We start from the raw sequence: 23,385 nt of genomic DNA, 5'->3' as shown, positions 1-23,385 counted from the left end.
CTTCTCCCTGTGGTTGTCACATCATGACCACGTCAAATTGCTCCTGAGTATAGAGCGGTTCGACCTGAACTTTGACCTGCTTGCCGACAAAAATTTCCACTTCGGCCAGCGCATGCGATTCGTCAGTTTTTAACGCTTCGCCCACGGCTGGTGATACGTAGACCAGGAAGCGGTCCGAATCATAGGCATGATGCACACGAACAATTTCACGCATGATTTCATAACAAACGGTTTCAACCGTTTTTAACGTGCCGCGCCCCTTGCAGACCGGGCAGTCCTGGCACAGTACGTGTTCAATACTTTCCCGCGTCCGCTTGCGTGTCATCTCCACCAGCCCAAGCTGCGAGAAACCGTTAATTCCGGTTTTCACCCGATCCTTGCTCAGCGCCTGCTCCAGTGAGTGCAGTACCCGCCGGCGGTGATCCTCATTGGTCATATCGATAAAGTCGATGATGATAATGCCCCCCAGATTACGCAGCCGCAGCTGACGGGCGATAGCCTGGGTGGCTTCAATATTGGTATTAAAGATGGTTTCATCGAGGTTGCGGTGGCCAACAAACGCGCCGGTATTGATATCGACGGTGGTCATCGCTTCCGTTTGATCGATGATCAGGTAACCACCAGACTTCAGCTCCACCTTACGGTCCAGCGAGCGTTGAATTTCGTTTTCGACGTCAAACAGATCGAAGATCGGCTGTTTACCGGTATAGAGCTCCAGCTTGTCGGTCATTTCCGGGATATATTCGCTGGTAAACTCGACGAGATGTTCATAGGTCAGGCGCGAGTCAATACGAATGCGGTCGAGCGCTGCGCCAGCAAAATCACGCAGAATTCGCTGCGACAGCGCCACTTCGCCATACAGACGACAGCGGGTCTGATTGCGTTTCCTTCGCTCGATAACCTTTGTCCACAGACGCTTAAGAAAAGCGGCATCGGAAGCCAGCTCAACTTCCCCTACGCCTTCAGCGGCGGTGCGAATGATATAGCCGCCCAGCTCGTCGCAGTAGGAAGAGACTACTTTCTTCAGGCGGTCGCGCTCGGCTTCACTCTCTATCCGTTGCGAAACGCCGACGTGTGAAGCACCGGGCATAAATACCAGGTAGCGCGACGGCAGCGTGATATCGGTGGTCAGACGCGCCCCTTTGGTGCCCAGCGGATCTTTCACCACCTGCACCACCAGATCCTGCCCCTGGCGGACAAGTTCGGAAATATCACGCACCGTGAAATTCTTTTTCTCATCACCCGCCACGCATTCGGTGTGCGGCATGATGTCGGAGGCGTGCAGAAACGCGGCTTTTTCCAGCCCGATATCAACAAAGGCCGCCTGCATACCAGGCAGCACGCGGCTTACGCGCCCTTTATAGATATTGCCGACAATGCCACGGCGCGCTTCACGTTCAATGTGGATCTCCTGCAGGATGCCGCCATCAATATAGGCAACCCGCGTTTCCGAAGGCGTAATATTTACCAGCAGTTCAGCGGTCATGTTGCTCCCTTACTTCACGCAGTGACTGAAAGTGGCTCAGCAGCTCGGCCGTTTCAACCAGCGGCAGACCCACTACGGCGTGATAGCTTCCATTAATTTTTCGGACAAAATTGCCCCCTGAACCCTGAATGCCGTATGCGCCAGCCTTATCCATCGGTTCACCGCTGGCGATATAGGCGGCGATATCTTCCATCGTCAGGGTGCGAAAAGTCACTTCGGTCACCACAAGGCAGTCAAGACAGGCTTTACTGTCTGCCAGGGCTACCGCTGTCATCACCAGATGCGTCTGGCCAGAGAGTTTCGTCAGCATCTCTGTAGCGGCTGCCTCATTTACCGGTTTTTCCAGCACTGCATCGTTGAGCACTACAATGGTGTCTGCACCCAGCACCGGGAGATCCCGTGTGGCAACCACAACGCCCGCCTGAGCTTTTTCACGCGCCAGACGGCGCACATAGGCTTCCGCCTGTTCATCGGGTCGTTTTTGTTCTTCAACTTCAGTGGAGAGGCGTTCAAAGCGCAGGCCAAGCTGGGTAAGCAGCTCGCGACGACGGGGAGAACCAGAGGCCAGATAAAGGGATATCATAATCTTCCTTATTGAACGGCAAACTGGCGGCGTATTTTTCTCATCAGCAAGAAGAGCCAGGGCCAGAGGATACCGTCGACAACACTGCTCCAGAAAATTTCCGGCCGGAACGAGACGTTTATCACTAAAAATTCAGCCCAGAATACAATAACGTCCATTGCCAGGGAGAGCACCATAACCATCAGCGCCTGCTGCCAGAGCGCGAGGTTACGGAAGAGTTGGAATTTGAACGCTACCAGATAAGCCACAATACTGAACGCTAACGCCCGTACGCCCAGCGTTGAGCCAGAGATAAGATCCATTATAGATCCCATCACGAAGCCCGTGCCGACATTCACACGGTGCGGCAGAGCCAGCGTCCAGTAAATCAAAATCAGAAGCAGCCAGGAGGGCCTGAACATATAAAGTTGCTCAGGCCAGGGCATTATTTGCAAAACCAGTGCGACGAGGAATGACAGCCAGATAACCCAACGTCCGTGGCTGCGATAACTGCTCACGGTTGGCCTCCGCGCGCCCGATGCTCCGCAGAGGAGGCGGGCGCAACGCTCTGAGCGGCGGGTTGCCCCTGAGTAGCAGGCGGCGTGACAACGGTTTGTCCCGGCGCTGGCGGCCCTACCATCTCGCTGGCGGCAGGCAGCACCTGCGGCATCATCTGCATCAGCCGCTCGTTAGCTACCCGATGCACTTCGTTCGGCGCCATTGGCATAGTGCCGTTACGATCGGCTCCCCACAGGAGAAGCAGATAGCGAAGGCGCTGCAAGCCAGCCATTGGCCGTGCCTGAATCACGGTATAAGCACGCTGCGTATCCAGCTTCACCGAGGAGACTACCCCTACAGGATAACCTTCCGGGAAACGACCGCCGAGGCCTGAGGTCACCAGCACGTCACCATCGCGGATATCGGTGTTACCGGGCAAATGTTCAAGCTGCAAATCTTCAGTACAGCCGTTCCCGGCAGCGATCACCCGGATGTCATTTCTCAGCACCTGAATCGGTAGCGCATGGGAGGAATCACAGATCAGCATCACGCGGCTGGTTATTTTGCCAACGGCAACCACCTGCCCTACTACGCCTTTATCGCTGATGACTGGCTGACCTTCATACACGCCATTGACGCTGCCTTTATCAATGACGACCTGGTCGGTGTAAGGATCGGTGCCGGTAGAGATGACCTGGGTGACCATCTTATGCTCATCCTGACGCAGCGGCGAACCCAGCAGTTCACGAAGGCGGGCATTTTCCTGCTTGAACTGACCCAACATCAGCAGTTCACTGTTTTTCAGCATCAGCTCGCGCTGTAACCCTTTGTTTTCAAGCTCCAGCTGCTGGCGGGAGGCCAGTGTTTCAGAAACACTGTCCAGAATTTGACGTGGCCCGTTGGCCAAAAAATAGAATGGGCTGACCGCCGTATCCATATAGGTGCGTATCTGGCTGAAAGCGCCCATACGACTGTCGGCGATGATCACGCCTATAGCCACAATAACCGCTAAAAATAAGCGTAACTGCAGGGAAGGTCCCCTGCTGAAGATCGGCTTCATAAACTCGGCGTATTCCTCGACATCTTAAAAAAGGAGTACGGAACAGCGCGCGTCCGCACTCCCTGAGGCAAATTATTCTTCGCTGAACAAATCGCCGCCGTGCATGTCGATCATTTCCAACGCTTTACCGCCACCGCGTGCAACGCAGGTCAGCGGATCTTCTGCCACCACAACCGGGATGCCGGTCTCTTCCATCAGCAGACGATCGAGGTTACGCAGCAGCGCGCCCCCGCCGGTCAGAACCATACCGCGTTCGGAAATGTCAGATGCCAGTTCCGGCGGACACTGCTCCAGCGCAACCATCACCGCGCTGACGATACCGGTCAGCGGCTCCTGAAGAGCTTCCAGGATCTCGTTGGAGTTCAGCGTAAAGCCGCGCGGCACACCTTCGGCCAGGTTACGCCCACGGACTTCAATCTCACGTACTTCATCGCCCGGATAGGCCGAGCCGATTTCGTGTTTGATGCGCTCAGCGGTTGCTTCACCAATCAATGAACCATAGTTACGGCGCACATAATTAATAATAGCTTCATCAAAGCGATCGCCACCAATACGAACGGAGGAGGAGTAAACCACGCCGTTCAGGGAGATCACTGCTACTTCTGTGGTACCGCCACCGATATCGACAACCATTGAACCGGTTGCTTCAGAGACCGGCAGACCGGCACCAATAGCCGCAGCCATTGGCTCTTCAATCAGGAAGACTTCACGGGCGCCCGCACCCTGCGCGGATTCACGGATGGCACGACGCTCCACCTGCGTTGCGCCAACAGGCACACACACCAGCACGCGCGGGCTTGGGCGCATAAAGCTGTTGCTGTGAACCTGTTTAATGAAGTGTTGCAGCATCTTCTCGGTGACGAAGAAGTCGGCGATCACGCCATCTTTCATTGGCCGGATAGCAGCGATATTGCCGGGAGTACGTCCCAGCATCTGTTTGGCGTCATGACCGACTGCCGCAACGCTCTTAGGGGAGCCGGCACGATCCTGACGGATAGCAACGACAGAGGGCTCATTCAGAACGATGCCCTGCCCTTTCACATAAATCAGGGTATTGGCTGTACCCAGGTCGATGGACAAGTCGTTGGAAAACATGCCACGGAATTTTTTAAACATACTAAAGGATAATCCTGCAAGCTGGGGGCGGAAAATAAAATCCGCTTACTTTACCAACCACACGAAGCAGCGACAAGGCGCAAAAACGTTCTACTTCGGTGAAAAATCACGCTATCTCACTTTTTCGTCAGTCGTTTGAAATATGGGCGAATCAATCAGCCTGACTCAGGCCTTGCACGCAGTATTCAGGGCTGACAGAAGGACATAACGTACATAATATTTACCATGTTTCGGGTTACTGGCAGACCAGAAGCCCCATGCCGGCACCACAGCCGCGCGGGTATTCTACGTGAATTCCAGCACAACGGCAGATTAAACTTGATATCTTTGCGAATATTTTTTCACGCGGCTGTCAAGCGGTTGCGAAGACGCAACAAATTCCCCCTGACCGCCCGCCACGCCTAGTTCCATAAGGAGTTGCCACTCGGTTCTGGTACGGACGCCCGCAGCAAAAACCTGAGTGGATGTCCGGGTACAACTCTCTAACAAACTCCTGACAAAGAGCTGATTCTCGGTGCGGCGCTCAATATTCCTGACCAGTGCCGGATGCAGTTTGATCAGCTCCACTTCGAACTGTCGGATATAGGCCGTGCTCACTACCGTTAACCCGGCCTGGTTAACCGCAATCCGACAGCCAAAACCCTTCAGCAGTCGAAAGGCAGAACCCAAACGGCTGATGTGTTGACACACATCTGCTTCAGCAAGTTCAAATAAAATGCGTTTTCTTTGTAATTTAGTGCATTGCAGCAGCATATCCCGGAGCCAGATTTGGAAAGGCCGCTGCAATAAAGCGTCAACGGTGAGCGGGATCGTCAGCGTCTCTTCCGGCCAGAGAGCCAGCAGCGCTATAATCCGCGTCACCAGCAGACGGTCATACCCTTCGGCCATGCCTAACTGCTGGATAAAGGGCAAATATTCCGCTGAGAGCAGCTCTTTCTCACCATCAAAGATCCTCGGCATTAGCTCCCGATGATGGACCGTGCCATCCCGCCTTACGGCGGGCTTCTGATATAATCTTGGCCCACCCCGCTGTAGCGTATTTTCCAGTAGCGTGCGCCATTTGACGCTGCCACGGGCAAATTCCTGCTGCGGCGCTTCACCCAGTGACCAGTTATTACCCCCCAGCAAAGCCGCATGACGCGTAGCCAGCTCCACATTCTCCATAACCTGTTGCGTAGCCTGCCCGCTGCGCCAGGCGCTAATGCCGATATGGATCATATCTTCACGATCCAACATTCGGGTGGGGGGAAGCGCGTCAACAGCTTTGATCAGCTGCGAAGCGATGCTGTCAGCATCCTTCAGGCTACGGTGTGGAAGCAGCACGGCAAAATCACTGCGGAAATAGCGGGCCAACAGCGCGCCTGGGTAGCGTAATACGAAGGTTGAAAGCAGATTCACCAACGCATAAAGGTAATCTTTGGTCTGGTTGTGTCCCCAGTTATCCCGCAAGGTATCGAAGTCTGGCAGACGGATCATCATCACCATGCCGTGGACGCCGCCCGTCTCGGTATCTTCCAGCATGGTAGCCAGCTGATTATCGAAAAAGAGGCGGTTGCTAAGACCCGTCTTCGCATCCTGCGCAGCAAAAGCCCGGATCAAGGTATCAAGACGCGAGCGCTGCTCCCCCGCTTCCTGAAGATCGGCCAGCAGCAGGTCAATTGCGCTGCTGGCTTTCGGTGGCCATTCATGAACAGATCCCGGTTTTACCGTCTCTCTCTCCCCCTTCACAATTTTTCCGGCCCTGAACTCAAGGCGCTCCATACCCTCGAGCTGACGGTTTAACCAGCGGTGGGTCACAAACAGGATGGCGGTCATGATTGTCACAACGGTCACAACCACGCTGAGGATTGAGGCGCCAATAAATGACTTCAGCCAGGTTTTGGTGGAATCGACCCACTGAATGTTAAGGGAGTAACGGGAGTTATTTTGCAGCGGCAGAACGGTGATACGATACTGATTAGGCTCATCATCCAGAACCGGTTCCTGATGATGCGCGATGGCCAGCCGGGTATTCTCCCCCTCTTTTAACTCTAACCGGACAATTTGCAGCGGCCCCATCACTCTGCTCAACCACTGCGCGACCTGCTCAGGTGACTCTGACGCCAGCGCCGTATCCACATCTTCGGCCATCATTTCCAGCCGATGTTCCGCTCGCTGGGTACTCAGGTAAAAAAAACTCATAACGCAGCCCACCAGCATCAGTAACATCGCCAGTGCGCTCATCAGGGTAATCATCGTCGAAAGTTTGGTGGTTAATCGCATCCCTGTGTCCATTGACTGCTTCTGAATAACGGCATTTGCGTTTTCAGTCAGCAGTATAACGTTATCTCCATCCCGCTCTGCGGGCCGCCCGAGAAATTATCACGTGCTGTAAGGTAATTACTTGCTGGTAATCAGTTTACTCTCCCTTATCGGGAGTATAGTGATGTAAGAATTTAATACTATTTTCTGGTTCCATTTTTCAGGAGATTCTCATGCAAGCATTGATCCTTGAACAATCGCAAGGTAAGACTCTCGCCGCTATTAAAACGCTGGACGCTGATGCGCTGCCCGCTGGCGAAGTCACCGTGGATATCGACTGGTCAAGCCTGAACTATAAAGATGCGCTGGCCATCACCGGCAAAGGGAAAATCATCCGCGAGTTTCCGATGGTACCCGGCATTGATTTTGCCGGAAAAGTGCATCACAGCGAAGATCCGCGTTTTCATACAGGCCAGGCCGTTTTGCTGACGGGTTGGGGCGTTGGCGAAAATCACTGGGGCGGTCTTGCCGACCAGGCGCGGGTTAAAGCTGACTGGCTGGTTCCCGTGCCGGAAGGGCTGGATGGCCGCAAAGCGATGATTGTCGGCACCGCTGGCTTCACCGCTATGCTTTGCGTCATGGCGCTCGAAGAGGGTGGCATCACCCCTGAAAGTGGTGAAGTGTTAGTCACCGGCGCAAGCGGAGGCGTTGGCAGCACCGCCGTCGCCTTGTTAAGCGCGCTGGGCTATCGCGTGGTCGCGGTTAGCGGACGCGACACTACGCATGAGTATCTGAAAACGCTGGGAGCCACTGAAATTCTTCCGCGTAGCGCCTTCAGTGGAGACGCCCGACCGCTGGATAAGCAACGCTGGGCAGGCGCGATAGATACGGCCGGCGGCGGCATTCTGGCAACCGTGCTGGCACAAATGCACTATTCCGGCGTGGTAGCGGCTTGTGGACTGGCTGGTGGTTTTGCTTTACCCACCACCGTGATGCCTTTTATTCTGCGTAATGTTCGCCTTCAGGGGGTTGATTCCGTCAGCACGCCTGTAGCCCGAAGAAGAGAAGCCTGGAAACGTCTGGTGAAAACGCTGCCGGACACCTTCTATCAGCAGGCCTCGCGGGAAATCTCCCTTGCCGAAGTGCCGGAATGCGCCGCTAAGCTGTTAAACAATGAGATTACCGGCCGCACGCTGGTGAAAATCCGCTAGTCCCCTCGCCTCCTTCCGCAGTCAGAAAAGGAAGGAGGGTCTTCCAGGAAATTTCACATTTTTGGTTCTGAATTCGCGCAAATCCGGCTCTTTCGTCATGCTCAAGGTAAGATATGACCGTGCCTTTGGAGGCCGCCCGATGAAACCTGTTGATAAACTCACTGAAAGCGATGTCACGCCAGAAGGCATTTTTAACACCCGCCGGCGTGAACTGTTGAAAACTTTGGGCATTAGTGCCGCAGCGTTGTCCCTGCCTGCGGCTGCCCGCGCTGACGTCCTTTCCTGGTTTAAAGGTAACGACCGTCCTGCCGCCCCAGCCGGTAAGCCTCTTGATTTTACCAAACCTGCACAGTACCAGGCGGACCTGGCGCTGACGCCCGCAGATAAAGTCTCGGGTTACAATAATTTCTATGAATTTGGGCTGGATAAAGCCGATCCGGCAGCCAATGCCGGGACGTTGAAAACCGATGACTGGAAGATCGAAATTGGTGGCGAAGTGGCCAAACCCATGACCCTGTCGATGGATGATATTTACAAGCGCTTCCCTCTTGAGCAGAGGATCTATCGCATGCGTTGCGTAGAAGCCTGGTCAATGGTTATTCCGTGGGTTGGCTTCGAGCTGGGAAAACTGCTGAAAGCAGCCGAACCAAACAGTAATGCACGCTATGTGGCTTTCCAGACCATTTATGCGCCCGATGAGATGCCAGGCCAGAAGGATCGGTTTATCGGCGGCGGGATCGATTATCCCTATGTGGAAGGGCTGCGGCTGGATGAGGCTATGCACCCGCTGACTCTGCTTTCTACCGGCGTGTATGGTAAAGAGTTACCGCCGCAAAACGGCGCACCGATTCGCCTGACTGTGCCCTGGAAATATGGCTTCAAGGGCATCAAATCCATTGTGAAAATTACTCTGGTCAGGGATATGCCGCCAACGACATGGAATCAGCTGGCTTCAAACGAATATGGGTTTTACGGCAACGTTAACCCCCATGTCGATCACCCTCGCTGGTCGCAGGCCACCGAGCGTTTTATCGGCTCTGGCGGCATTCTGGATGTGCAACGCCAGCAAACCTTACTCTTTAATGGTTATGGCGAGCAGGTAGCCTCGTTATATCGTGGACTGGATCTGCGGGAGAATTTCTAGTGGTTCGTCTGACAGCTAAACAGATTACCGGCCTGAAGGTGGCACTGCATCTTGCCGGCTTTTTGCCGCTGCTGTGGTTGCTATTATCGATCGATCAGGGGGGGTTCAGCGCCGATCCAGCGAAAGATATTCAACATTTTACCGGGCGGATGGCGCTAAAATTTCTGCTCGGCAGCTTGTTGATCGCTCCTCTGGCCCGTTATGGAAAGCAGCCTTTGCTGATTCGTGTGCGTCGGCTGCTGGGGTTGTGGTGCTTTGCCTGGGCCACGCTGCATCTGGTGAGCTACTCGGTGCTGGAGTTAGGCATCAGTAATTTAGGGCTGTTAGGTTCGGAACTGATCTCCCGACCTTATCTGACATTAGGCATTATCAGCTGGCTGGTATTGCTGGCCCTGGCGCTCACCTCCTTCCAGAAAGCACAGCGCAAGCTAGGTAAACGCTGGCAAACTCTGCATAATGGCGTCTATCTGGTGCTGATCCTGGCGCCCATTCACTATCTCTGGTCGGTGAAGACGTTCTCGCCTCAACCGTGGATTTATGCGCTTATTGCGGCCATTCTGCTGGCATGTCGGTATAAAAAATTCCGCCAGTGGCTGCGTTAAAGTTCCCGTAAGAGTGTGTGCCGCTCCGCAAATCCTGCAGTCAACCGCCTCTCCTGTGCGACAGGCGGTTGATAATCTTCGCTGATACGACCAGTATTTAGCTGCGAATTGCCACGAAATCGTTATAATGCCCGACTTTACACCGGCATGCGGCCCGATTTTCACCAGGAAAGGTGACAAACGGCGTTTCCCCATGTATTTTGTGCGATGCCTCAATTATCGCGGGAGATAGCAGCACAATGGCTGATAAGTTTCACATACTGCTCTTAAACGGTCCCAACCTTAACCTTCTCGGCACGCGTGAGCCAGAAAAGTATGGGAAAACGACCCTGGCAGAGATCGTCAGTGATATGTCATCGCAGGCTGACGCGCTCAACGTGAAGCTGAGTCATCTCCAGTCCAATGCGGAATATGCGTTAATTGACCGCATTCATGAGGCAAAAGGCAATGTCGATTATATCGTCATTAACCCGGCGGCATTTACCCATACCAGCGTAGCGCTGCGGGATGCCTTGCTGGCCGTTAGCATTCCATTCATTGAAGTTCACCTGTCGAATGTGCATGCTCGCGAGCCGTTTCGCCATCATTCTTATCTTTCTGATATTGCTGCCGGCGTAATCTGTGGACTTGGTGTCGACGGTTATTCCTGGGCTTTACAGACGGCGGTAAAACGTCTGTCACAATCTAATTAAACAGAGTACGGAACCACACTCATGGATATTCGTAAGATAAAAAAACTGATTGAACTGGTTGAAGAATCAGGCATCTCTGAACTGGAAATTTCTGAAGGCGAAGAGTCTGTTCGTATCAGTCGTTCACCGGCAAATCCTGGCTACCCGATGATGCAGCACTATGCTGCGCCAATGATGCAGCAGCCTGCGCTGGCTAACGCCGTTGCACCGGCAACCGCACCTGTTATGGAAGCCCCGGCAGCTGCAGAGATCAGTGGCCACATCGTACGTTCCCCAATGGTTGGCACTTTCTACCGCACCCCAAGCCCGGACGCTAAAGCGTTTGTGGAAGTGGGTCAGAAAGTCAACGCTGGTGACACTCTGTGCATCGTTGAAGCGATGAAAATGATGAACCAGATCGAAGCCGATAAATCCGGCGTTGTGAAAGCGATTCTGGTTGAAAGCGGCCAACCCGTTGAATTTGACGAGCCGCTGGTAGTCATCGAATAACGAGGCGAACCATGCTGGATAAAATTGTAATAGCTAACCGCGGTGAAATCGCGCTGCGCATTTTGCGTGCCTGCAAAGAGCTGGGCATTAAAACTGTTGCCGTGCATTCAAGCGCGGACCGCGATTTGAAACATGTGCTGCTGGCAGATGAAACCGTTTGTATTGGTCCTGCCCAGTCAGTGAAAAGCTATCTGAACATCCCTGCTCTTATCTCCGCTGCCGAGATAACTGGTGCGGTGGCTATCCACCCTGGTTATGGCTTCCTGTCTGAAAATGCGGACTTTGCCGAGCAGGTTGAGCGTTCTGGTTTCATTTTCATTGGCCCTAAAGCGGAAACCATTCGCCTGATGGGAGACAAAGTCTCTGCCATCAACGCCATGAAAAAAGCGGGCGTACCCACCGTACCCGGCTCTGATGGTTCGCTGACGGATGACACGGAAAAAAACCGTGCCTTCGCCAAGCGTATCGGCTATCCGGTAATCATTAAGGCGTCTGGCGGCGGCGGCGGTCGTGGTATGCGCGTTGTGCGCAACGACAAAGACCTGGAACAATCCATTAATATGACCCGTGCGGAAGCCAAAGCGGCTTTCAACAACGATATGGTCTATATGGAGAAGTACCTGGAAAATCCGCGCCACATCGAGATTCAGGTACTGGCTGACGGTCAGGGCAACGCCATCTATCTGGCTGAACGTGACTGCTCTATGCAACGCCGCCACCAGAAGGTAGTGGAAGAAGCACCTGCGCCAGGCATCACTGAAGAGATGCGCCGCTTTATTGGCGAACGCTGCTCTAAAGCCTGTATCGAGATCGGCTACCGCGGTGCAGGTACCTTTGAGTTCCTGTACGAAAACGGCGAGTTCTACTTTATTGAGATGAACACCCGTATTCAGGTTGAGCATCCGGTTACCGAGATGATCACCGGCGTTGATCTGATCAAAGAGCAGCTGCGTATTGCTGCCGGTCAGCCTCTCTCTATCAAGCAGGAAGATGTAGTGATCCGTGGCCATGCGGTGGAATGCCGTATCAATGCCGAAGATCCAAACACTTTCCTGCCAAGCCCTGGCAAAATCACGCGCTTCCATGCGCCAGGTGGTTTTGGCGTGCGCTGGGAATCTCATATCTACGCTGGTTATACCGTGCCGCCGTACTATGACTCCATGATTGGTAAACTGATCACTTACGGTGAAAACCGTGAAGTGGCTATCGCCCGCATGAAAAATGCGCTGGCGGAGCTGATCATTGATGGCATCAAAGTGAACGTTGAGCTGCAGATGAAGATCATGAATGACGAGAATTTCCAGCAGGGTGGCACCAACATCCACTATCTGGAGAAAAAACTCGGCCTTCAGGAAACCTGATTAGCCTGATGTTCTGAATAAAGGCCGGTCTGACCGGCCTTTTTCTTTGCGTTTGTAAGGTGAGGTGAAACATGGACAAGCGTTTCGTTCAGGCTCATCGTGAGGCTCGCTGGTCGTTCTGGCTCGCCGTGGCTTATCTTGCGGCCTGGGCCGCAACGAGCTGGCTATCGGACGATCTTCCCGGGATTACTGGCTTGCCGCACTGGTTTGAAATGGCCTGCCTGCTGGTTCCCATGCTGTTTATTCTGCTCTGCTGGCTGATGATCAGGCTGGTATTCCGTGACATTCCTCTGGAAGATGAAAAGTGAAACTTGAAATCATCCTGCCTCTGATTGCTTATCTGCTGCTGGTTGCCGGCCTCTCTGTTTTTGCCATGCGCAAACGCCGCGAAGGCAACTTCCTGAATGAATATTTCCTGGGTAGCCGGTCAATGGGTGGTTTTGTGCTGGCGATGACGCTGACCACGACCTATATCAGCGCCAGTTCCTTTATCGGCGGCCCGGGTGCGGCTTACAAATATGGTCTTGGCTGGGTGCTGCTGTCGATGGTGCAGGTGCCTGCGGTCTGGCTCTCCTTAGGGATCCTGGGGAAGAAATTCGCCATTCTGGCGAGACGTTATAACGCCGTTACGCTTAACGACATGCTTTACGCACGTTATCACAGCCCGCTGCTGGTATGGATTGCCAGTCTCAGCCTGCTGATTGCCTTTATCGGCGCAATGACCGTGCAGTTTATCGGTGGCGCGCGTTTGTTAGAAACCGCCGCAGGGATCCCTTACAATCAGGGGCTGCTTATTTTTGGCGGCAGCATTGCGCTCTATACCGCATTTGGCGGCTTCAGAGCCAGCGTGCTGAATGATGCCATGCAGGGAATGGTGATGCTGGCAGGTACGTTTCTGCTGCTGTTTGCCGTTATTCATGCCGCCGGTGGCGTGCACAGCGCGGTAGAAAAGCTCCAACAGATCGATCCCCAACTGGTCTCTTCCAGCGGCGTTGACAATATCCTCAGCCCCACTTTCCTGGCCTCTTTTTCCGTACTGGTCTGTTTCGGCGTGATCGGCCTGCCGCACACCGCAGTGCGCTGCATCTCCTATAAAGACAGCAAAGCGGTCCATCGCGGAATTATCATCGGTACGATTGTCGTCACGCTGCTGATGTTTGGTATGCATCTTGCTGGCGCGCTTGGCCGTGCGGTGATGCCCGATCTGGCGATCCCTGACCAGGTCATCCCCACGCTGATGATCCACGTGCTGCCGCCGATAGCTGCCGGGATCTTTCTTGCCGCGCCGATGGCCGCCATTATGTCGACCATCAATGCTCAGCTGCTGCAATCTTCCGCCACGATCGTAAAGGATCTCTATTTACGGGTGCGGCCACAGCAGATGGATAACGAACCTCTGCTGAAACGCCTGTCCGGTATTGTCACCCTTGTGCTGGGCCTGCTGCTGCTGCTGGCCGCCTGGAATCCGCCGCAGATGCTTATCTGGCTAAACCTGCTGGCGTTTGGCGGCCTTGAAGCGGTGTTCCTCTGGCCGCTGGTGCTGGGTTTATACTGGGAAAAAGCCAATGCATCCGGTGCGCTAAGCAGCATGCTCTTTGGTGCCGGCTGCTATACCCTGCTGGCCAGCTTCTCGCTGCAGCTTTGGGGTTTCCACCCTATCGTTCCGTCGTTGGTCATCAGCCTGATCGCCTTCATCATCGGAAACCGTTTTGGTCCTGCGGCTCTCCCCTCAGCGCAGACTTCCACCTTTGTCAGATAAAGAGAATTGCCATGCCCTGGATACAAATGAAAATTAACACCACCGGCACCCAGGCAGAAGAGCTGGGCGATGCGCTAATCGAGAACGGGGCTGTCTCGGTCACGTTTCAGGACACGCACGATAATCCGGTGTTCGAGCCTCTCCCTGGCGAAACGCTGCTGTGGGGCGATACTGACGCGATAGGCTTGTTTGATGCCGAAACGGATATGGAGGGAGTCATCGCTGGCCTTGAGGCTTGTCCGCTGCTGGGTAATGGCTTCGCTCATAAAATTGAGCAGATAGAAGATAAAGACTGGGAGCGCGAGTGGATGGATAATTTCCACCCCATGCGTTTCGGGCAGCGTTTATGGATCTGTCCAAGCTGGCGTGATGTACCGGACCCGGATGCGGTCAACGTGATGCTGGATCCGGGACTGGCTTTCGGGACCGGGACGCATCCCACGACTTCACTCTGCCTTACCTGGCTTGATGGCCTGGATCTGGCTGGAAAGACCGTGATCGATTTTGGTTGTGGTTCAGGCATCCTTGCCATTGCCGCCCTTAAGCTTGGCGCCGCCAGCGCTATCGGGATCGATATCGATCCGCAGGCGATCCAGGCCAGCAGGGATAATGCCCAGCGCAACGGCGTTTCTGAGCGTCTTTCTCTCTATCTGCCCCATGAGCAGCCTGAAAATCTCACTGCCGACGTGGTGGTGGCAAACATTCTGGCTGGCCCACTGCGTGAACTGGCTCCGCTGATTAGCGTGCTGCCTGTGAAAGGGGGCCATTTAGGGCTTTCCGGTGTACTGGCCAGCCAGGCTGAAAGCGTTTGTGAAGCCTATCAGGATCTCTTTACTTTAGACGCCGTGGCCGAAAAAGAGGAGTGGTGCCGCATTACCGGGATAAGAGCTTAATAGCTGATTTTATTTTTACTTTAGTGCCGCTGAAATGTGGTATACATTCAATTCAGCATAGTTTTGCTGCTCAGCCAGTTATATCCGTGCCAGCCTCACAGGGCTGGCCATTTCATGGAAGACTCTACAGATGCAATTCAAATCTCTGGTTATATTACTTGCCCTTACCGCCACTCTCCCTGCCCTGGCTACTTCCTCCCCACACTGGGCCTATGAAGGGCGGGCTTCTCCAGACCATTGGGGTGAGTTAAGTGAACAATTTCAGACCTGTAAAAATGGCCAGTTTCAGTCCCCAGTCGATATTAAAAACCTTGTCGATGCCAGGCTCCCTCCGTTGGAAATCAACTTCCATACCGATACTGAGTCAATCGTTAATAATGGTCATACCATTCAAATTACCGTGAACGACAGCGATGATTTTGTACTGGATAATGAAGACTTTAAGTTGATGCAGTTCCATTTCCATACGCCAGGTGAGAACCACATTAACGGAAAAGCTTTTCCTTTAGAGGCGCATTTTGTGCATGCCAACGCTCAAGGTGAGCTAGCTGTTGTTGCCGTTATGTTTGAGCCTGGCGACAAAAATAGCGCGCTCGATCCTCTTCTGGCCGCAATTCCGCCAAAAATTAATGAGACAGAGGTGCTCAAAAAATCCGTAAACCTTGCCGCACTGTTCCCGTCAGACAAACATTACTACCGTTTCAGCGGCTCGTTGACTACACCACCTTGTACGGAAGGCGTTCGCTGGCTGGTAATGAAAGAAACGGCCACTCTTTCTCAGAAGCAGTTACAACAGTTCCAGCGGCAATTAAAACAAAGCAATAATCGTCCGCTGCAACCTTTACATGGACGCCTCATCGTCGAATAAAAAACCGGGCAACGCAGAACTTTCTCTGTTGCCCTCTCTTTTGCTGATGAACCGACGATAAGTTGTTCCGTTTAAGGGGTTAAGTTATGGTATTTATGTTGTTAAGTGAGTCACAAAAAAAAGAAAAACTTGCTTACGGATTTATCGTTTCACTCTAACACAATGATAATTATGATTATTCACCCTTTTCCCTCTGTTACGATACTCTTCTCATCCTTTTTCTTCCTGATTGTTCAAAGTTTGGCCTTTCATCTTCGCTAAAAAATGCGTAATATACGCCGCCTTGCGGACACACTATGGTCACTTTTTTTTCATGCGCATAGGAAACCACCAGCTTCGTAATCGTCTGATTGCAGCACCAATGGCCGGGATAACCGACAGGCCTTTCCGGACGCTTTGTTATGCAATGGGCGCTGGTATGACCGTATCTGAGATGTTGTCATCAAACCCTGAAGTTTGGGCCACGGACAAATCCCGGTTGCGTATGGTTCACAGTGATGAGCCCGGTATTCGTACCGTGCAAATTGCCGGCTGTGACCCTCATGAGATGGCGGAAGCCGCGCGCATCAATGCTGCATCTGGCGCGCAGGTTATTGACATCAATATGGGATGCCCGGCAAAAAAGGTGAATCGCAAACTGGCGGGGTCGGCCCTGTTGCAACACCCAGAGTTGGTGAAATCTATCCTCTCTGCGGTAGTGAATGCAGTTGACGTCCCTGTTACGCTGAAGATTCGTACCGGCTGGGATCCAGAAAACCGTAATTGTGTTGAGATTGCCCAATTGGCTGAACGCTGCGGTATTCAGGCCCTGACCATTCACGGACGCACTCGCGCGTGTTTGTTCAACGGTGAAGCTGAATATGACAGCATTCGGACAGTTAAGCAGAATGTCTCTATTCCCGTTATCGCGAATGGTGACATCACTGACCCGCATAAAGCCAGAGCCGTACTCGACTATACGGGGGCAGATGCCCTGATGATAGGACGTGCGGCTCAGGGAAGACCGTGGATCTTCCGGGAAATCCAGTATTATCTGGACACTGGGGAGCTGCTGGCACCGATGCCACTGGCTGAGGTTAAGCACTTGCTCATCGGGCACCTACGGGAACTGCACGACTTTTATGGTCATCGCAAGGGATACCGTATTGCCCGGAAGCACGTCTCCTGGTATCTGCAGGAGCACGCCCCAAACGACCAGTTTCGGCGCACATTCAACGCCATAGAGGATGCCAGCGAACAGCTGGAGGCGTTGGAAGCATACTTCGAAAAACTTGCCTAATAGAAATAAAGAGCTGACAGAACTATGTTCGAACAACGCGTAAATTCTGACGTACTGACCGTATCTACCGTAAACTCACAGGATCAGGTGACTCAAAAGCCACTGCGTGATTCGGTCAAACAGGCACTGAAGAACTATTTTGCTCAACTGAATGGTCAGGATGTGAATGACCTGTATGAGCTGGTACTGGCTGAAGTAGAACAGCCTTTGTTGGACATGGTGATGCAATACACCCGTGGCAACCAGACCCGTGCGGCCCTGATGATGGGCATCAACCGTGGTACACTGCGTAAAAAACTGAAAAAATACGGCATGAACTAAGTTTCGGTTCATTGTGATGGAGGCGCTACCGTACTGTTAGCGCCTTTTTTATATCCTCTGCACGAGCAGAATTGTCTTGATTGTGTAAATCAGCAGCACCAGGCTCAACTTCCTGCCAATAAAGTTGTCAGAGTTATGTATCGCGTCCTGCTGCGCTACATATCCTATGCATGCAAAAGAGAGAACTATGAAGTCTTCCCCGAGTTTCAACCGCAGCTTACTGCACCCACGTTACTGGATAACATGGGCAGGAGTGGGTTTTCTTTTTTTGCTGGTCCAACTGCCTTTTCCGCTGCTGCAAAAGCTGGGAACCTGGATGGGCCGCACTTCGATGCGTTTTCTGAAACGCCGCATCCGCATTACTCGCCGTAATCTTGAACTCTGCTTTCCTGATATGCCTGCCGATCAGCTTGAAGCCCGGATTGTGAAAAATTTCGAATCCCTGGGTATGGGACTGTTAGAAACGGGCATGGCCTGGTTCTGGTCGGACAGTCGTGTTAAACGCTGGTTTACGGTCAACGGTCTGCATAATCTTAAAGCGGCGCAGCAAGAAGGCCGTGGCGCCCTGATCATTGGCGTCCATTTTATGTCCCTCGAACTGGGTGGACGGGCGATGGGGCTTTGCCAGCCAATGATGGCGATGTACCGCCCGCACAATAATAAATTAATGGAGTGGGTGCAGACTAAAGGCCGCATGCGTTCTAACAAAGCGATGATTAACCGTCGCGATCTGCGTGGAATGGTTCAGGCGTTGAAACAGGGCGAGGCCGTCTGGTTTGCCCCGGACCAGGACTATGGTCCTAAAGGCAGCGTTTTCGCTCCACTGTTTGCCGTTCCACAGGCGGCCACCACCAGCGGAACATGGATGATTGCCCGTATGGCCAAACCGGCAATGATTACCGTAGTCCTGATCCGTAATGAGGATGGCAGTGGCTACGAGTTGGTTATCCAACCAGAGCTCAAGGAGTACCCTATCGGGGATGAGCAGCAGGCAGCAGCCTATATGAATAAGGTTATTGAGCGTGAAATTATGCGCGCGCCCAATCAATACATGTGGCTCCATCGCCGTTTTAAAACCCGCCCGGATGGGGCAAATTCTCTTTATTGATCCCTTCTTGTCATAGTTGTGGTCCGGCTCGCTTCTGAGCTGGGCCATTATGCCAACTTTAACAATCCTGAAACATAAACCAAGCTTTTGCTCACATTGCTTTCATATAGTGAAACAAGTTGCACCATTTGTGACCGTCCCACCTGTTTTTGCCCCCCTGTAGTGCGCGATATTAAGCAAACTTTCCAAATGCTTCGAATTATAAGCAAACCTTTCCAACAAATTCAGGACTCTGCAAGTTTGGCATTACCTTTGCAGTGTCGTGGATGGCTTCTTGCCACAGACAGGAAAAGTGCACCACAGCGTGCGTTAAACATAAAAACGATTTCGCCACACAGGATGCTTTATGAAAAAAATGATGCTCTCCACTTTGGTTGCCGCTGCAGCGCTGTTTGCAGTTGCGAATCAGGCTCACGCCGGCGCCACCCTGGATGCCATTAAAAAGAAAGGCTTTGTTCAGTGCGGTATCAGTGATGGTCTTCCTGGTTTCTCCTTTGCGGACGCCAGCGGCAAATTCAGCGGCATCGACGTGGATGTTTGTCGTGCGGCAGCAGCGGCCGTGTTTGGTGATGCGAATAAAGTGAAATATACCCCACTGACTGCAAAAGAGCGTTTCACCGCACTGCAGTCTGGCGAAGTGGACATTCTTTCCCGTAACACCACCTGGACCTCTGCCCGCGATGGCGGCATGGGCTTCATTTTTGCTGGCGTAAATTACTATGACGGCATCGGTTTCCTGACACATCAGAAAGCAGGCCTTAAAAGCGCCAAAGAGCTTGATGGCGCAACCGTTTGCATTCAGGCCGGTACGGATACTGAGCTGAACGTGGCGGACTACTTTAAAGCCAATAATATGCAGTACACCCCGGTCACCTTCGATCGTTCTGACGAATCCGCTAAAGCGCTGGATACCGGCCGCTGTGATACGCTGGCCTCTGACCAGTCGCAGCTCTACGCATTGCGTATCAAACTCGGCAAGCCAAACGAATTTATCGTTCTGCCAGAAGTGATTTCTAAAGAACCTTTAGGGCCTGTGGTGCGTCGTGGTGATGATGACTGGTTCACCATCGTGAAATGGTCTCTGTTCGCTATGCTGAACGCAGAAGAGATGGGGATTACCTCGAAAAACGTTGATCAGATGGCAGCCAAACCTACCACGCCTGATATGGCTCACCTGTTAGGTTCTGAAGGCGACTTCGGTAAAGATCTGAAGCTGGACAACAAATGGGCCTATAACATCGTTAAACAGGTTGGTAACTATCAGGAAGTCTTTGACCGTAACGTTGGTAAAGACAGCCAGCTGAAAATTGCCCGTGGTCAGAACGCCCTCTGGAACAAAGGCGGCATTCAGTACGCTCCGCCAGTGCGTTAATTCCTTCCGTTAACAGGGCGCCGGTTCGCTGGCGCCTTCGTCAGAATTGTCGTCACTGAGGTTTTAACATGTCTCAACGCCCAACCGTAAAAAGGGATTTTTCATTCAGCAATCCTGCGGTGCGCGCCTGGCTGTACCAGATCATTGCGATTGTCGTTGTTTTAGGTGTGGCAGGGTATCTGGTTCATAATACCGTGCTTAACCTGGCAAACCGCGGCATAACTTCCGGTTTTGGCTTCCTTGAACGTAGCGCTGGCTTTGGTATTGTTCAGCACTTAATCGAGTATACAGAGGGTGACACTTACGCTCGGGTATTCCTCGTCGGTTTAACTAATACGCTGCTGGTCTCTGCACTCTGTATCGTTTTTGCCTCCTTTCTGGGCTTCTTTATTGGCCTTGCGCGTTTGTCAGATAACTGGCTGCTGCGGAAAATCTCTAATATCTACATCGAAACCTTCCGCAACATCCCGCCATTGCTGCAAATTTTCTTCTGGTACTTTGCTGTATTGCGCAATTTGCCGGGGCCGCGTCAGGCCGTAAATGCGTTTGATTTAGCTTTCGTCAGTAACCGGGGACTCTATATTCCATGGCCTGAGTATGCTCCAGGCACCTGGCCTTTTGTAATTGCCGTGCTGTTAGCGATAGCTGGAACCCTGGCCCTGTTTCGTTATAACCGGGCATATCAGTTGAAAACGGGACAACTGCGCCGGACCTGGCCAGTGACCGTTATGATGCTGATCCTCTTCCCGCTGATTGCGCATTTCACCTTCGGTGCGGCCATGCATTGGGATGTACCTCAGCTGCGCGGCTTTAACTTCCGCGGAGGGTTTGCCCTGATCCCTGAACTGGCGGCTCTGACGCTGGCGCTCTCCATCTATACGTCGTCGTTTATTGCTGAAGTTATCCGCTCCGGTATCCAGTCAGTGCCATACGGTCAGCATGAAGCCGCACGTTCGTTAGGCTTGCCTAATCCCGTTACGCTGCGCCAGGTGATCATTCCGCAGGCTATGCGGGTGATTATTCCGCCGCTGACCAGCCAGTACCTGAACATTGTGAAGAACTCCTCGCTCGCCGCAGCAATTGGCTATCCCGATATGGTTTCGCTGTTTGCGGGAACGGTACTGAACCAGACCGGCCAGGCAATCGAGACTATCGCTATTACCATGGGGGTCTATCTGATTATCAGCCTGCTGATTTCGCTGTTAATGAATATTTATAACCGCAAAATCCGTCTGATTGAGCGTTAAGGGAAGGGGATCATTATGACTTTAGCTACGCATGAAACCCCGCCGGTGCCGACCAACGCGTTTTCCCGCACCGTCCGCTGGGCAAGAAAAAATCTGTTCTCAAGCTGGGGTAACTCCCTGCTAACGCTGTTCTGTCTCTGGGTGATCTGGGCGGTGATCCCTCCCGCCCTCAACTGGCTGATTTTCCAGGCTAACTGGTTCGGAACCACGCGTGCAGATTGTACAAAAGAGGGTGCATGTTGGGTGTTTATCCATGCCCGCTTTGGCCAGTTTATGTACGGGCTTTATCCTCATGAGCTGCGCTGGCGCATCAATCTGGCACTGATTATTGGCCTCGCTTCGATTGTTCCCATGTTCCTGAAAAGCCTGCCCCGCCGGGGACTCTATATTGCCGTCTGGGTTGTGGCCTATCCGATAATAGTCTGGCTTTTGCTGTACGGGGGTTTCTTCGGTCTGGAACGCGTGGAGACGCGCCAGTGGGGCGGATTAACGCTGACGCTGATTATCGCTTCGGTAGGCATTGCAGGCGCGCTGCCGCTTGGGATTTTACTGGCTTTAGGTCGACGTTCGACCATGCCGGTGGTTCGCTCTCTCTGCATCATCTTTATTGAATTCTGGCGCGGCGTGCCGCTGATTACCGTGCTCTTTATGTCCTCGGTGATGCTGCCGCTGTTTATGTCTGAAGGAAGCAGTATCGACAAACTGATCCGCGCATTGGTTGGCGTCATTCTGTTCCAGTCAGCCTATGTGGCGGAAGTGGTACGTGGCGGCCTGCAAGCTTTGCCAAAAGGTCAGTATGAGGCGGCGGAATCACTGGCGCTCGGTTACTGGAAGACGCAGGGACTGGTTATTCTGCCACAGGCGCTGAAAATGGTTATCCCTGGTTTAGTTAACACCATTATTGCGCTGTTTAAAGATACCAGCCTGGTGATCATCATCGGCCTGTTTGACCTGTTCAGCAGTGTGCAGCAAGCCACCGTGGACCCTGCATGGCTGGGAATGTCTACAGAAGGCTACGTTTTTGCCGCACTGGTTTACTGGATTTTCTGTTTTAGCATGTCGCGCTATAGCCAGTATCTGGAGAAGCGTTTCCACACCGGACGTGCACCGCACTGAGGCTTAAAATGACACAAACTATGACCCAATCTGACGACGCAATGATGATTACACTCGAGAACGTTAACAAGTGGTACGGTCAGTTTCACGTGCTGAAAGATATCAATTTGCATGTTAAACCGCGTGAGCGCATCGTACTCTGTGGCCCTTCCGGCTCAGGAAAGTCCACGACCATTCGCTGCATCAATCATCTGGAAGAGCATCAACAAGGCCGTATTGTGGTAGACGGCATTCATCTGAACGACGATTTGCGGAATATTGAGCGGGTACGTACTGAAGTCGGCATGGTATTTCAGCATTTTAATTTGTTCCCCCACTTAAGCGTGCTGCAAAACTGCACGCTGGCACCCATATGGGTACGCAAAACGCCGAAGAAAGAAGCTGAGGCTCTGGCTATGCATTACCTGGAGCGTGTGCGTATCGCTGAGCATGCGCACAAATTTCCCGGTCAATTGTCGGGTGGCCAGCAGCAGCGTGTGGCGATTGCCCGCTCTCTGTGTATGAAACCAAAAATCATGCTGTTTGATGAGCCCACATCAGCTCTGGATCCTGAAATGGTGAAAGAAGTGCTTGATACCATGATTGGTCTGGCTGAAGACGGTATGACCATGCTTTGCGTAACGCATGAGATGGGCTTTGCCCGTACTGTTGCAGATCGGGTGATCTTTATGGATCGGGGCGAGATCGTCGAGCAAGCTCCGCCGCAGGAGTTCTTCTCCAATCCGAAATCTGAACGTACCCGCGCTTTCCTCTCCCAGGTTATTCACTAAGGGAGATAACCTTACCAAAGCGCTTCGTAAAACCAGCCCCGACATAGTGTCGGGGCTTTTTTATACATGCAACATGGCAATAAAAAAGGGCCCCGTGCGTCAGCGCGGGGCCCTTTTCTTTCTTCTTCCGCGCCGGTGGGCATCACGCCGCGTCTGCAACGCTCTCCGGTTTTACCTGCGGTAACGCCGC

At 52.9% G+C, this 23,385-nt stretch carries 23 protein-coding genes; 17 read left to right on the top strand and 6 right to left on the bottom strand.

All coding sequences use genetic code 11. From position 1 onward, the window contains the following. Nucleotides 1-16 precede the first annotated feature (16 nt). The 6 genes from rng to csrD form a co-directional block, all read right to left on the bottom strand. Nucleotides 17-1,486, bottom strand: coding sequence for a ribonuclease G (gene rng / locus SD961_RS16945; protein ID WP_318791521.1), 1,470 nt, complete (start codon nt 1,484-1,486; stop codon nt 17-19). Further along, nucleotides 1,476-2,069, bottom strand: a complete 594-nt coding sequence (locus SD961_RS16940) for a Maf family protein (protein WP_318791520.1) — start codon at nt 2,067-2,069, stop codon at nt 1,476-1,478. The genes rng and SD961_RS16940 overlap by 11 nt, the downstream gene beginning before the upstream one ends. An 8-nt stretch (nt 2,070-2,077) precedes the next feature. Continuing rightward, the gene (mreD, locus tag SD961_RS16935) at nt 2,078-2,566 is read right to left on the bottom strand and encodes a rod shape-determining protein MreD (protein ID WP_318791519.1); all 489 of its coding nucleotides are present in this window, start codon (nt 2,564-2,566) and stop codon (nt 2,078-2,080) included. Further along, entirely contained in the window at nt 2,563-3,606 is a 1,044-nt protein-coding gene (gene mreC / locus SD961_RS16930) for a rod shape-determining protein MreC (protein ID WP_318791518.1), read from the bottom strand. The genes mreD and mreC overlap by 4 nt, the downstream gene beginning before the upstream one ends. A 72-nt stretch (nt 3,607-3,678) precedes the next feature. After that, a complete protein-coding gene (mreB, locus tag SD961_RS16925) occupies nt 3,679-4,722 on the bottom strand; it encodes a rod shape-determining protein MreB (protein WP_003855260.1) in 1,044 nt (347 codons plus the stop codon). Between the two features lie 312 nt (nt 4,723-5,034). Next, complete coding sequence (gene csrD, locus SD961_RS16920; RefSeq protein WP_318791517.1) at nt 5,035-6,984, bottom strand: RNase E specificity factor CsrD; 1,950 nt, start codon at nt 6,982-6,984, stop codon at nt 5,035-5,037. A 212-nt stretch (nt 6,985-7,196) separates the two neighbouring features. On the opposite strand from csrD, the gene SD961_RS16915 reads away from it, so the two are divergent. The 17 genes from SD961_RS16915 to SD961_RS16835 all read left to right on the top strand — a co-directional run bounded on the left by SD961_RS16915 (nt 7,197) and on the right by SD961_RS16835 (nt 23,195). Further along, nucleotides 7,197-8,174, top strand: coding sequence for an MDR family oxidoreductase (locus SD961_RS16915; RefSeq protein ID WP_318791516.1), 978 nt, complete (start codon nt 7,197-7,199; stop codon nt 8,172-8,174). A 139-nt stretch (nt 8,175-8,313) separates the two neighbouring features. After that, entirely contained in the window at nt 8,314-9,318 is a 1,005-nt protein-coding gene (gene msrP, locus SD961_RS16910; protein ID WP_318791515.1) for a protein-methionine-sulfoxide reductase catalytic subunit MsrP, read from the top strand. After that, nucleotides 9,318-9,920 carry a protein-methionine-sulfoxide reductase heme-binding subunit MsrQ gene (gene msrQ / locus SD961_RS16905; RefSeq protein WP_318791514.1) on the top strand — a complete coding sequence of 201 codons (603 nt, stop codon included), beginning with the start codon at nt 9,318-9,320 and terminating at the stop codon, nt 9,918-9,920. The genes msrP and msrQ overlap by 1 nt, the downstream gene beginning before the upstream one ends. A gap of 239 nt (nt 9,921-10,159) precedes the next feature. Then, a complete protein-coding gene (gene aroQ / locus SD961_RS16900) occupies nt 10,160-10,612 on the top strand; it encodes a type II 3-dehydroquinate dehydratase (RefSeq protein WP_318791513.1) in 453 nt (150 codons plus the stop codon). A 21-nt stretch (nt 10,613-10,633) separates the two neighbouring features. Then, nucleotides 10,634-11,101 carry an acetyl-CoA carboxylase biotin carboxyl carrier protein gene (gene accB / locus SD961_RS16895; RefSeq protein WP_318791512.1) on the top strand — a complete coding sequence of 156 codons (468 nt, stop codon included), beginning with the start codon at nt 10,634-10,636 and terminating at the stop codon, nt 11,099-11,101. An 11-nt stretch (nt 11,102-11,112) separates the two neighbouring features. Beyond that, complete coding sequence (accC, locus tag SD961_RS16890) at nt 11,113-12,462, top strand: acetyl-CoA carboxylase biotin carboxylase subunit (RefSeq protein WP_318791511.1); 1,350 nt, start codon at nt 11,113-11,115, stop codon at nt 12,460-12,462. A gap of 71 nt (nt 12,463-12,533) precedes the next feature. Continuing rightward, nucleotides 12,534-12,770, top strand: coding sequence for a YhdT family protein (locus tag SD961_RS16885; RefSeq protein ID WP_318791510.1), 237 nt, complete (start codon nt 12,534-12,536; stop codon nt 12,768-12,770). Next, complete coding sequence (panF, locus tag SD961_RS16880; protein ID WP_318791509.1) at nt 12,767-14,221, top strand: sodium/pantothenate symporter; 1,455 nt, start codon at nt 12,767-12,769, stop codon at nt 14,219-14,221. The genes SD961_RS16885 and panF overlap by 4 nt, the downstream gene beginning before the upstream one ends. 11 nt (nt 14,222-14,232) lie before the next feature. Beyond that, entirely contained in the window at nt 14,233-15,114 is an 882-nt protein-coding gene (gene prmA, locus SD961_RS16875; protein WP_318791508.1) for a 50S ribosomal protein L11 methyltransferase, read from the top strand. A gap of 130 nt (nt 15,115-15,244) precedes the next feature. After that, nucleotides 15,245-15,982, top strand: coding sequence for a carbonic anhydrase family protein (locus SD961_RS16870; RefSeq protein WP_318791507.1), 738 nt, complete (start codon nt 15,245-15,247; stop codon nt 15,980-15,982). A gap of 313 nt (nt 15,983-16,295) precedes the next feature. Then, nucleotides 16,296-17,261, top strand: a complete 966-nt coding sequence (dusB, locus tag SD961_RS16865; protein ID WP_412916697.1) for a tRNA dihydrouridine synthase DusB — start codon at nt 16,296-16,298, stop codon at nt 17,259-17,261. Nucleotides 17,262-17,285: 24 nt separating this feature from the next. Then, a complete protein-coding gene (gene fis, locus SD961_RS16860; protein WP_000462905.1) occupies nt 17,286-17,582 on the top strand; it encodes a DNA-binding transcriptional regulator Fis in 297 nt (98 codons plus the stop codon). Between the two features lie 187 nt (nt 17,583-17,769). Continuing rightward, nucleotides 17,770-18,690, top strand: a complete 921-nt coding sequence (gene lpxP, locus SD961_RS16855) for a kdo(2)-lipid IV(A) palmitoleoyltransferase (protein WP_318791506.1) — start codon at nt 17,770-17,772, stop codon at nt 18,688-18,690. Nucleotides 18,691-19,036: 346 nt separating this feature from the next. Continuing rightward, complete coding sequence (locus SD961_RS16850; RefSeq protein ID WP_318791505.1) at nt 19,037-20,062, top strand: amino acid ABC transporter substrate-binding protein; 1,026 nt, start codon at nt 19,037-19,039, stop codon at nt 20,060-20,062. Between the two features lie 68 nt (nt 20,063-20,130). Then, entirely contained in the window at nt 20,131-21,309 is a 1,179-nt protein-coding gene (locus tag SD961_RS16845) for an amino acid ABC transporter permease (RefSeq protein ID WP_318791503.1), read from the top strand. Between the two features lie 15 nt (nt 21,310-21,324). Beyond that, entirely contained in the window at nt 21,325-22,425 is a 1,101-nt protein-coding gene (locus tag SD961_RS16840; RefSeq protein ID WP_318791502.1) for an amino acid ABC transporter permease, read from the top strand. Between the two features lie 8 nt (nt 22,426-22,433). After that, on the top strand, nt 22,434-23,195 hold the full coding sequence (locus tag SD961_RS16835; protein WP_318791501.1) for an amino acid ABC transporter ATP-binding protein: 762 nt from the start codon (nt 22,434-22,436) through the stop codon (nt 23,193-23,195). Nucleotides 23,196-23,385 lie beyond the last annotated feature (190 nt).

It is taken from the genome of Erwinia sp. MMLR14_017 (assembly GCF_033657285.1).
Classification (GTDB): domain Bacteria; phylum Pseudomonadota; class Gammaproteobacteria; order Enterobacterales; family Enterobacteriaceae; genus Erwinia.
This window is presented reverse-complemented; position numbering and strand designations above follow the sequence as displayed.